The sequence below is a fragment of the Pantoea rwandensis genome, assembly GCF_002095475.1.
Lineage (GTDB): Bacteria > Pseudomonadota > Gammaproteobacteria > Enterobacterales > Enterobacteriaceae > Pantoea > Pantoea rwandensis.
On record NZ_MLFR01000007.1, the window covers coordinates 1 to 11,306 of the forward strand.

Annotated in this window: 10 protein-coding genes; 7 read left to right on the forward strand and 3 right to left on the reverse strand. The window is 54.1% G+C overall.

Features of this window, described 5'->3' with window-relative positions; translation table 11 throughout:
* The first annotated feature begins 109 nt into the window (after positions 1 to 109).
* The 3 genes from HA51_RS09255 (at position 110) to HA51_RS09265 (ending at position 3,999) form a co-directional block, all read left to right on the forward strand.
* A complete protein-coding gene (locus HA51_RS09255) occupies positions 110 to 571 on the forward strand; it encodes a DNA polymerase III subunit chi (RefSeq protein ID WP_058971041.1) in 462 nt (153 codons plus the stop codon).
* Between the two features lie 2 nt (positions 572 to 573).
* Positions 574 to 3,429 carry a valine--tRNA ligase gene (locus tag HA51_RS09260; protein ID WP_084934249.1) on the forward strand — a complete coding sequence of 952 codons (2,856 nt, stop codon included), beginning with the start codon at positions 574 to 576 and terminating at the stop codon, positions 3,427 to 3,429.
* A gap of 63 nt (positions 3,430 to 3,492) precedes the next feature.
* Positions 3,493 to 3,999, forward strand: coding sequence for a GNAT family N-acetyltransferase (locus tag HA51_RS09265; protein ID WP_425435717.1), 507 nt, complete (start codon positions 3,493 to 3,495; stop codon positions 3,997 to 3,999).
* 26 nt (positions 4,000 to 4,025) lie between these two features.
* On the opposite strand, the gene miaE is transcribed toward HA51_RS09265, so the two are convergent.
* Both miaE and rraB read right to left on the reverse strand, forming a co-directional pair.
* Positions 4,026 to 4,787, reverse strand: coding sequence for a tRNA isopentenyl-2-thiomethyl-A-37 hydroxylase MiaE (miaE, locus tag HA51_RS09270; RefSeq protein ID WP_084934251.1), 762 nt, complete (start codon positions 4,785 to 4,787; stop codon positions 4,026 to 4,028).
* Positions 4,788 to 4,846: 59 nt separating this feature from the next.
* Positions 4,847 to 5,269 (reverse strand): ribonuclease E inhibitor RraB, encoded by a 423-nt coding sequence (gene rraB / locus HA51_RS09275; RefSeq protein ID WP_084934252.1) that lies wholly within the window; start codon positions 5,267 to 5,269, stop codon positions 4,847 to 4,849.
* 163 nt (positions 5,270 to 5,432) lie between these two features.
* Here rraB and argF point away from each other — a divergent pair, with 163 nt between their 5' ends.
* The 4 genes from argF to ridA all read left to right on the forward strand — a co-directional run bounded on the left by argF (position 5,433) and on the right by ridA (position 8,548).
* Positions 5,433 to 6,440 (forward strand): ornithine carbamoyltransferase, encoded by a 1,008-nt coding sequence (argF, locus tag HA51_RS09280; protein ID WP_084934253.1) that lies wholly within the window; start codon positions 5,433 to 5,435, stop codon positions 6,438 to 6,440.
* Positions 6,441 to 6,672: 232 nt separating this feature from the next.
* Entirely contained in the window at positions 6,673 to 7,608 is a 936-nt protein-coding gene (pyrB, locus tag HA51_RS09285; protein ID WP_084934254.1) for an aspartate carbamoyltransferase, read from the forward strand.
* A 10-nt stretch (positions 7,609 to 7,618) separates the two neighbouring features.
* Complete coding sequence (gene pyrI, locus HA51_RS09290) at positions 7,619 to 8,083, forward strand: aspartate carbamoyltransferase regulatory subunit (protein WP_084934255.1); 465 nt, start codon at positions 7,619 to 7,621, stop codon at positions 8,081 to 8,083.
* Positions 8,084 to 8,161: 78 nt separating this feature from the next.
* Positions 8,162 to 8,548, forward strand: a complete 387-nt coding sequence (ridA, locus tag HA51_RS09295; protein ID WP_084934256.1) for a 2-iminobutanoate/2-iminopropanoate deaminase — start codon at positions 8,162 to 8,164, stop codon at positions 8,546 to 8,548.
* A gap of 277 nt (positions 8,549 to 8,825) precedes the next feature.
* Here the strand turns inward: ridA and HA51_RS09305 are convergent, their stop codons facing one another.
* Positions 8,826 to 11,210 (reverse strand): beta-N-acetylhexosaminidase, encoded by a 2,385-nt coding sequence (locus HA51_RS09305; protein WP_084934258.1) that lies wholly within the window; start codon positions 11,208 to 11,210, stop codon positions 8,826 to 8,828.
* Between the last annotated feature and the right edge of the window lie 96 nt (positions 11,211 to 11,306).

The following is an 11,306-nucleotide window of genomic DNA, read 5'->3' on the forward strand; positions in this document are numbered from 1 at the left end:
CACCCTACAAGTCCTGTAGGGTCGCCATTAATGGCGACCTTATTATTGGACGCAGCGAACTTGCTCACGCACAATGCGCCCCACTGTCATTAATGGAAATATTCCCGCCATGAAAAACGCCACTTTCTATGTGATGGAGTCAGAAAGCGCCAGCGACGGCCTTAGCGCCATCGAAGCACTGGTGTGCGATCTGGCCGAAACACGCTGGCGTGACGGCAAACGCATTCTGATTGCCTGTGAAAACGAAGAACAGGCGAATCGCCTGGATGAGGCGCTCTGGCAGCGCCCCGCTAACGCCTTTGTGCCACACAACTTGGCGGGTGAAGGCCCACGCTACGGTGCACCGGTTGAACTGGCTTGGCCGCAGCGACGCGGCAGTTCACCGCGTGACCTGCTGATCAGCCTGCTGCCACAGTTCGCAGATTTTGCTACTGGTTTCCATGAAGTGATAGACTTTGTTCCTTACGAAGAATCCTTAAAACAACTGGCGCGCGATCGCTACAAAGCGTATCGCAGCGTTGGTTTCCAATTGAATACGGCGACGCCACCTCCGCCGCAAACGACAGTGTAGAAATGGAAAAGACATATAACCCGCAAGATATCGAGCAGCCGCTCTACGAGCACTGGGAACAGCAGGGCTACTTTAAACCGAATGGCGATACCAGCCAGGAAAGCTTTTGCATCATGATCCCGCCGCCGAACGTCACCGGCAGCTTGCATATGGGTCACGCTTTCCAGCAGACCATCATGGATACCATGATTCGCTACCAGCGCATGCAAGGTAAAAACACCCTGTGGCAGGCGGGTACTGACCACGCCGGTATCGCTACCCAAATGGTGGTTGAGCGCAAGATCGCAGCAGAAGAAGGCAAAACTCGCCAGGATTATGGCCGTGATGCCTTCATCGACAAAATCTGGCAGTGGAAAGAGGAATCTGGCGGCACCATTACTCGCCAAATGCGTCGCCTCGGTAACTCCGTGGATTGGGAGCGTGAGCGCTTCACCATGGATGAAGGCCTGTCGAATGCCGTGCGTGAAGTGTTTGTCCGCTTGTACAAAGAGAACCTGATTTACCGTGGCAAGCGCCTGGTCAACTGGGATCCTAAACTGCGTACTGCGATCTCCGATCTGGAAGTGGAAAACCGCGAGAGCAAAGGCTCAATGTGGCATATCCGCTATCCACTGGCGGACGGCGTCAAAACCGCGGAAGGCAAAGATTACCTGGTGGTCGCCACCACCCGTCCGGAAACCCTGCTGGGCGATACCGGCGTGGCGGTTAACCCGGAAGATCCACGCTACAAAGATCTGATCGGCAAAGAGCTGATCCTGCCGCTGGTGAACCGTCGTATTCCTATCGTGGGTGATGATCACGCCGATATGGAAAAAGGCACCGGATGCGTGAAGATCACCCCAGCGCATGACTTCAATGACTATGAAGTGGGTCGTCGTCACAAGTTGCCGATGATCAACATCCTGACCTTTGATGGCGACATCCGCGAGCGCGCAGAAGTGTTCGATACTAACGGTGAAGTCAGCGACGAATGCGCAGATGAGATCCCAGCGCAGTTCCAGAAAATGGAGCGTTTCGCCGCACGTAAAGCCATCGTAGCCGCAGTTGACGAAATCGGTCTGCTGGAAGAGATTAAACCTCACGATCTGACCGTGCCTTACGGCGACCGTGGCGGCGTGGTTATCGAGCCAATGCTGACCGACCAATGGTATGTGCGCACCGCCCCGCTGGCGAAAGTTGCGGTGGAAGCCGTCGAAAACGGCGACATCCAGTTCGTGCCTAAGCAATACGAAAACATGTACTTCTCTTGGATGCGCGACATTCAGGATTGGTGCATCTCCCGTCAGCTGTGGTGGGGACACCGCATTCCGGCCTGGTACGACAACGACGGCAACGTCTATGTCGGTCGTACTGAAGCAGAAGTGCGTCAGGAAAATAACCTGGCTGACGTTGTGGTGCTGCGCCAGGACGACGACGTGCTGGATACCTGGTTCTCGTCAGGTCTGTGGACCTTCTCGACCCTTGGCTGGCCAGAGAATACTGAAGCGCTGCGTACCTTCCACCCAACCAGCGTGCTGGTGAGTGGCTTCGACATTATCTTCTTCTGGATTGCGCGCATGATCATGCTGACCATGCACTTCATCAAAGATGAAGACGGCAAGCCACAGGTGCCGTTCAAAACCGTCTATATGACCGGTTTGATCCGTGATGAAGAAGGCCAGAAGATGTCCAAGTCGAAAGGCAACGTCATCGATCCACTGGATATGATCGACGGTATTTCGCTGGAAGATCTGCTGGAGAAGCGCACCGGTAACATGATGCAGCCGCAGCTGGCTGAGAAGATCCGCAAGCGTACCGAGAAGCAGTTCCCGGACGGCATTGTGGCTTCAGGTACCGATGCCCTACGCTTTACCCTTGCTGCGCTGGCCTCAACTGGCCGTGACATCAACTGGGATATGAAGCGTCTCGAAGGTTATCGCAACTTCTGTAACAAGCTGTGGAACGCCAGCCGATTTGTTCTCATGAACACCGAAGAGCATGATTGCGGCCAGAACGGCGGTGAAATGAAGCTGTCGCTGGCGGATCGCTGGATTCTGACTGAGTTCAATAGCACCGTGAAAGCCTATCGTGAAGCGTTGGATAGCTATCGCTTTGATATCGCTGCCAACATTCTGTACGACTTCACCTGGAACCAGTTCTGTGACTGGTATCTGGAGCTGACTAAGCCAGTGATGGACAACGGCAGCGAAGCGGAATTGCGCGGTACGCGTAATACGCTGGTCACCGTGCTGGAAGCGCTGCTGCGTCTGGCGCATCCGATCATTCCTTACATCACCGAAACCATCTGGCAGCGTGTGAAAGGTCTGAAGAACATCGAACACGATACCATCATGCTGCAGGCCTTCCCGCAGTATGACGCGGCGAAAGAAGATGCCGAGGCGAAAGCGGATATCGAGTGGATGAAGCAAGCGATTGTCGCCGTGCGTAACATCCGTGCTGAGATGAACATCTCTCCGGGCAAGCCGCTGGATGTGTTGCTGCGTGATTGCTCTCCTGCGGCACAGCGTCGCGTGGAAGAGAACCGCAACTTCCTGTCACGCCTGGCGCGTCTGGCCAGCCTGGAAATTCTGCCTGCCGGCGAGAAAGGTCCGCTTTCAGTGACCAAGATCGTCGAAGGTGCGGAATTGCTGATCCCAATGGCGGATTTGGTCAACAAAGAAGCCGAGCTGGAGCGTCTGGCGAAAGAGCTGGCCAAGCTGGATGTGGAGATTGAGAAGATTCAGGTCAAACTGGCGAACGAAGGCTTTGTGGCACGTGCACCGGAAGCGGTCGTGGCCAAAGAGCGCGATCGCATTGTTGAGCTGGAACAATCAAAAGCAAAACTGATTGAACAGCAGGGCGTGATTGCGGCATTGTAAGCGCATCAGTCCAATTGCTAAATCATAGCCGGGCACTGCCCGGCTTTTTTACACCGGAAGAGAATGATGACCACCGCTACGCCACTGAATTTACAGGTGCGCCCGATTGTCGCTGCCGATAACCCGCTCATTGCGCAAGTGATCCGTGATGTGTCCGCTGAATTCGGCCTGACCGCTGATAAAGGCTACACCGTGTCCGATCCGAATCTTGATCGTCTGTTTGAGCTGTATAGCGAAGCCAACAGCGCGTATTGGATCGTCGAGCATGAGGGCGTCGTCGTGGGCGGCGGTGGCGTGGCACCCTTGGCGTGTAGCGCGCCAGATATCTGTGAACTGCAGAAGATGTACTTTCTGCCACAAGTGCGCGGTTTAGGACTGGCTCGCACGCTCGCCTTGCGCGCCATGGATTATGCGCGTCAGCAGGGCTTTCGTCGTTGCTACCTGGAAACCACCGGCACCCTCACCCGCGCGATTAAGCTGTATGAATCACTGGGATTTGAGCTGATTGAGAGTGCGATGGGTTGTACCGGGCACGACGATTGTGAAGTGCGGATGCTGAAGATGTTGTGATGAGTGCGCATGGCTGCGCACTCACTTTAAAATGCGGGCACACCGCTATGAAAACGCAGTTCACCATCGGGCTCGCTGATTAAGCGCGCTTCTGCTGCACCAAAGACCTGCACCCGAGGTGCAATGTCCTTCTCCGAAATCTGTTCTGCCAACTTAAGGTAATCCTGATAGTGGCGCGCTTCAGAACGCAGCAGTGAGACATAGAACTTTTGCAGTTGATCATCCAAATACGGCGCCAGGCTGGCAAAACGCTCGCAGGAACGCGCTTCGATATAGGCACCGCAAATTAGCTTATCCACTAGCGCTTCAGGTTCAAACGTACGGATTTCACGAATCAGTCCTTTGGCATAGCGGCTGGCGGTGATTTTGCGATACGGCAAACCACGCGACTGCATAATTTCCCACACCTGATAGAAGTGATGCAGCTCTTCTTTGATCAGCAGAATCATCATCTCGACTAAATCATCCGCCCACGGCAGTTCGTTACGCACAATGATGCTCTTGGTCAGATTTTTATGCGCGTTAATGAAGTTGCTGTCTGGTTCTTCGCGATAGATGAAATCTTCGTACGGCTTGAGCCACGCCAGAATGGCATCGCCACTCGGCTTATCGGCCACATACTTACGAATGATAAACACCGCGGTTTGTGCCGCTTTAAGCTCGCACACCATGTGGTCGGTCAACAATAGCGTCAGGTTTTCAGGCTTGCGGGCTTCATCAATCCACGCTTGTGGCGTGCGGCAATGCAGAAACTCATAGATGGGTTCTAACAGTGGAGCGTAATTCATCGGCGTTCTTTATTCTGGCGGGGAATGAGAGTTGGGCGACGAGCGCCGCCCATCAAAACTTAGTGACGCACACCGTCGTCTTCTTCGTCGTCAATGAAATCGCCATCGTCGTCTTCATCTTCAGCGTCTGGATCTTCAAAGTAGGTGCCCCAACCGTCGTAATCGACGTTGAAGCTACCGGCCAGATTCACCAACTGCTCAACCTGCGCATCAATCAACTCCGGCTTTAACGCGCCTTCGCTCAGGATGTCTACGCACATTACAGTGCCGCCCTCTTCCAGCTCCAGCTCTTCTGGCTCACTGACTTCAAAGCCCAGCTTGAAAGCCTCAACCGCCACTTTCTCCAGTGAGTCGAAGTTGTTGCAAGAGAGGTGATGCTCGATAGTGTAAAGCGCATCCGGATCGCTGCCGTCTTCCAGCAACTCTTCAATGATCAGGCGGGTTTCTTCGCGCTGTTCTTCCAGCAATGCTTCATATGCCATGTGCGTGTCCTCAAAATGTTCGACGTGAATGCAATTATTTTCCCACACTGCCTCGCGCGCCACTACACAAAAGAGAAAGTTTCTTAACGCCGGGGTTGAAAATGCATATTCATACGGTTAGATTGAATTTTAATTCATTATTAGTCCGTATCTGGAGCGCTGTATGAGTCAGCTGTATTCAAGACACTTCCTGAGATTGCTGGATTTCACCCCCGCTGAAATTGCCAACCTGCTAAGTCTGGCAGGTGAATTAAAACACGCTAAGAAAAATGCCAACGAGACGCAGTACCTGAAAGGCAAGAATATCGCGCTCATCTTCGAAAAAGACTCGACCCGTACACGATGCTCTTTCGAAGTTGCCGCATACGATCAGGGCGCTAACGTCACTTACCTCGGCCCAAGTGGCAGCCAGATCGGCCATAAAGAGTCGATGAAAGACACTGCGCGCGTATTAGGCCGCATGTATGACGGGATTCAGTATCGTGGCTTCGGTCAGGAGCTGGTGGAAACCCTGGCAGAATTTGCCGGCGTGCCGGTTTGGAACGGGCTCACCACCGAATTCCATCCAACTCAGCTGCTGGCCGATTTGCTCACCATGCAAGAGCATCTGCCAGGCAAAGCTTTAAGCGACATGACGTTGGTCTATGTGGGTGATGCACGCAACAACATGGGCAACAGCATGTTGGAAGCGGCGGCACTGGTGGGGCTGGATCTGCGTCTGGTCGCGCCAAAAGGCTGCTGGCCGGAAGAGCAGTTGGTAGAGCAGTGCCGTGTTGCGGCACAGAAAACTGGCGGCAAAATCACGCTGACGGAAGACATTGCCGAAGGCGTTCAAGGTGCTGATTTCATCTACACTGATGTGTGGGTGTCGATGGGTGAAGCCAAATCAGTGTGGGAAGAACGTATCGCCTTACTGCGTCCTTATCAGGTGAACAGCGCGATGTTGGCACTGACCGGCAATCCACAGGTGAAATTCCTGCACTGCCTGCCTGCTTTCCATGACGATCAAACCACATTGGGCCGCCAGATGGCCGAACAGTATGGTCTGAATGATGGTATGGAAGTGAGCAATGAAGTGTTTGAATCGCCAAACAGTATCGTGTTCGATCAGGCTGAAAACCGTATGCACACTATCAAAGCGGTGATGGTCGCGACGCTGGGTTACAAGTAAAGCAAACGTTTACCTGGCGGCGATTTCTGCTTGATGCAAATCAGTGAATGCGTATAATGCGCCACAATTTGCCGGAGGAAACATGCAACAGCGCAGCGCACAATTTGCCGCTCTACCCCGCCTGACCGCAGGCGATGCACCCGTTTCTTTCCGTCAACCATTGATCGTAAAAAAAGCCCCTTAAGCAGGGGCTTTTTTTTGTCCGCAATCCGGCAGCGCAGAGGAGAACGCTATGGCCAACCCGCTATATCGCAAGCACATTATTTCCATCAACGATCTCAACCGCGACGAGCTGGAGCTGGTGTTGCACACCGCCGCCCAGCTAAAGGCTCATCCCCAGCCGGAACTGCTGAAACACAACGTGATTGCCAGCTGCTTCTTTGAAGCCTCGACGCGCACCCGTTTGTCGTTTGAGAGTGCCATGCACCGTTTAGGCGCTTCGGTGGTGGGCTTCGCCGATGGCGGCAACACGTCGCTGGGCAAAAAAGGAGAAACTCTCGCCGATACCATTTCGGTGATTAGCACTTATGTGGATGCCATTGTGATGCGCCATCCACAAGAGGGCGCGGCACGTCTGGCAACCGAATTCTCTAACGGCATTCCGATTCTGAATGCCGGTGACGGCGCCAACCAGCACCCCACGCAAACCCTGCTCGATCTCTTCACCATTCGTGAAACCCAGAGCCGCCTGGATAATCTCAACGTGGCGATGGTCGGTGACCTGAAATATGGCCGCACCGTGCACTCGCTGACCCAAGCGCTGGCCAAATTTACCGGCAACCGTTTCTACTTTATTGCCCCTGATGCGCTGGCTATGCCGTCTTACATCACTGACATGCTGGATGAGCAGAACATTGTCTGGTCTCGCCATGACACCATTGAAGAAGTGATGCCAGAGCTGGATATCCTCTACATGACGCGCGTGCAGAAAGAGCGTCTTGACCCTTCAGAGTACGCCAACGTGAAGGCGCAGTTCATCCTGCGCGCGGCAGATCTGGCCGGTGCGCGCGACAACATGAAGGTGCTGCACCCGCTACCGCGCGTGGATGAGATCACCACTGACGTCGACAGTACGCCGCACGCCTGGTATTTCCAGCAGGCAGGCAATGGCATCTTCGCCCGCCAGGCACTGCTGGCACTGGTATTGAATAGCGAACTGGCACTGTAAGGAGAAACCGATGACTCACGATAATAAATTGCAGGTTGAAGCCATCAAGCGCGGCACGGTAATTGACCATATTCCTGCACAGATTGGTTTTAAACTACTGTCACTTTTTCGCCTGACCGAGACCGACCAACGCATTACCATTGGTCTGAACCTGCCTTCTGGTGAGATGGGCCGCAAAGATCTGATCAAGATCGAAAATACCTTCCTGACTGACGATCAGATCAACCAGCTAGCGGTATATGCGCCGCTGGCGACGGTGAATCGTATCGACGATTACGAAGTGGTGGCGAAGATCGCGCCAACGCTGCCTGATCGGATTGACCGCGTCCTCACCTGCCCGAACAGCAACTGCATTAGCCGCAGCGAGCCGGTATTCAGCAGCTTTGCAGTGAAACAGCGTAATGATGATGTGCATTTGAAGTGCAAATACTGCGAAAAAGAGTTCGCGCGCCACGTGGTGCTCGGTCACTGGTAATCGCTCGCGTCGCCTCTATAATGGGGCGATCATTTTCGTGGTTGGCAGCAGTCAATCGCACACTTTCAAGGAGAAACAATGTCTCGCGAAATCAGCACTGAAAAAGCACCCGCAGCAATTGGCCCTTATGTGCAGGGCGTGGATCTCGGCAGCATGATTATCACTTCAGGTCAGATTCCGGTGGATCCGGCGACCGGTGCCGTGGCGGATGACGTTTCTGCTCAGGCACGCCAATCGCTGGAGAACGTGAAGGCGATTGTTGAAGCCGCTGGCCTGAAAGTGGGTGATATTGTGAAAACCACCGTGTTCGTGAAAGATCTCAACGACTTCGCGACCGTTAACGCCACATACGAAGCCTTTTTCACCGAGCACGATGCCAGCTTCCCAGCACGTTCTTGCGTGGAAGTGGCGCGCCTGCCGAAAGATGTGAAAATTGAAATCGAGGCAATCGCAGTACGCCGTTGATTCTAAAGGCAATGCGCAATAAATTGCGCCGCTACCCTATTGTGCCCAACTGTGGCAGCACAATTATCCGGTGAGAACATCACCACAGCGGCGCGATTTATCAATGCGCTCATTACTGCAGCACCGCGATTTATCAATGTGCTCATCACTGCAGCACCGCGATTTAACAATGTGCTCATTACTGCAGCACCGCGATTTATCAATGCGCTCATTACCGCAGCACCGCGATTTATCAATGCGCCCATCACTGTAGCGGCGCGATTTATCGCGCGTTGTGCTACTTAGACGACCGCAATAATTTCTCCAGCGGCCTGACCAGCGCCAGCACCGTTTCATCCTGCACCTCGGCGGCGGCATCCAGTTTGGCATGCATTTCAGCCACCTCACTGGCCCCGTAGGCTTGATTACGCTGCATTGCATTCACTAAATCCAATCCCATTTGGCTCAACTGAGCCACCTGCTGTACCTGCTGCTGCAACGGTTTAAGTTGGTAATTGGAAAGGATCAGCGGCATCACCGCATCGCTGTTGTTCTGCCAGCGCTGTAACTGCTGACGAATCGCATTAGCGGCAACATGATCTTCACGGTTTGCCATCAGCGCATCCACCTGCTTATCCAGCAAACGCACCGGCCCGCTCTCGGCAGGCAACACGTCCGCCAGGCGATTCAGCGGCTCAAAGTAATCGTAATGCCCTGCCTGGAACTTTAAGTGCTGGCGCGTGTAGTACTGCGCCGGTTCCAGTACTTCTGCCAGCACGCGTAATGGTGCAATATCCGTCGTGTTTGCCAGCCGCATCATTTGCACTTCCGCCTGCTGATGTTGTTGCAGCCCCACAGATACCGCCCCCCAACGATCTACCGCATCCAAGCGTTGATACATATTGTCGCTGTCTGTGACATCCTTGGCAGACCACAGGCGCTCAGCCACGACAAAGGCACGCGGCCACAAACGTGTATCAATCACTCGGCTGTTGACGTTTTCCGCCCACAGCGCGGCTTCACCGCCGATCAAATTATTTTGCATTTGTTCGGGCGTCGGCACGGAAGGCTGAATACCGCTTGGCACCTGCGCGAGTTTGCTGCCCTCGGTGGGATAACGCACATTGCCCACCAGCATATAGCCGGTCAATTTATCCTGCGTTACCGTCACGATTGGCTGGAAAGGGCCCATCCAGGTATCGACACTAAAGGTGAGTTGCGTCGGCGATAACCAGCGAATACCGCTCACCATGCGCCGCGCTTTGCCGCTGAAGTCAATAAAGCCCCGCCAACCCTTTTTACCCTCCACCAGCGTAAAGCTACCTTTTACCGGACTCCCTTTCAGGCGCGGCATGGTGAACTGCCAGCTCTGTGCCTGTTCATCGGCCTGGATCTGATCCTGGCCATTAAGCCCTTGCGGCCAAGGCTCGTTTCGATAGTGATAAGCAGCCGTCTGGGGCTGATCGAGATAGAAACCGGTCGAGAGGATGCCACGGAAATCGTGTTTTGCGGCCTCGCCCAGCGCATCCTGTCCCTGCCAGGATTGGATCAGAATACTTTTTGGCAGATCCGGATGGTAAATCTCATCCCAACCGATCATGCGACGCTGATGCGTCTCCAGGATCTTCTCAACACGCTGATTGAACCACGCCTGCAATGCATGGGTGTCTTTCAAACCATGATCGCGCATAAACTGCTGAATCTTCGGTGAATCATTCCACTGCGTTGGATCGACTTCATCACCCCCGATGTGAATATAGGGATCGGGGAAGATAGCGGCCACTTCGCCCATTAAGGTATCGATAAAGGTGAAGACGGCTTCGTTGCTGGGATCGAGCAAGGGTTTAAACACCCCCCAACCGCGCTCCATCTGATAGGGACCCGGCGCACTGAGCAGTTCAGGCATCGCCACCGCAATCGCAGAGGCATGGCCCGGCACATCAATCTCCGGGACCACGCGCACACCGCGCTGCATGGCATAACGCACCACATCACGCATCTGCTGCTGCGTGTAATACAAGCCATCGCTGGCCTTCTCCTGCAACTGCGGATAGTGGTTGGAAGCAAAACGCCAGCCCTGATCATCCGTCAGATGCCAGTGGAACACGTTCATGCGCGCAGCAGCGATGCCATCAATTTGCCGCTTTACCGTTTCAATCGGTAGGAAATGACGTGCGGAATCAATCAGCACACCGCGCCATGGAAATCGCGGTTTGTCATCAATGGTGACGTAAGGAATTTCCGTGCCTGTCTCATTATTTTCAATCAGTTGCAGCAGTGTTTCCATGCCACGCATCGCGCCAAAGCGAGTATTTGCCTTCAGCAGCACGCCGCTGCTGTTGACCTCAAGATGATAGCTCTCGTCGCTGTCCGGCTGCGGCAGGGGATCCACCGCCTGGACAATTTGCACCTGAATAGTGGCCTGATTGCTGGGTGCGCTGGCGGGCAGTAACGGCCACCCGGTTTGGCGAGAAATACGAGCACGCCAGCGCGCTTCGGCTCCCTCCAGATGATCGCCTGAGATATGCAGCGTGAACTGTGGTGTCAGCTTCAATGCGCCGCCGCTAGCAGGTTGCACGACCTTTTGCGGCCAAGGCATTAAAGGCAGATCGGTGGCAGGGGCGGCAACAGCGGAAAAAGTCAGGGATAAACAACAGGCGAGCAGCGTTCGTTGCAGAGGCATGTAAGGCATCCTTGTGAATAATGACGGGCCAAAAATAGGCAAAAAAACCATTAAACCTGCTTCGCGTCGCAAATCAAGTTGCAATAGGCTGAAGTT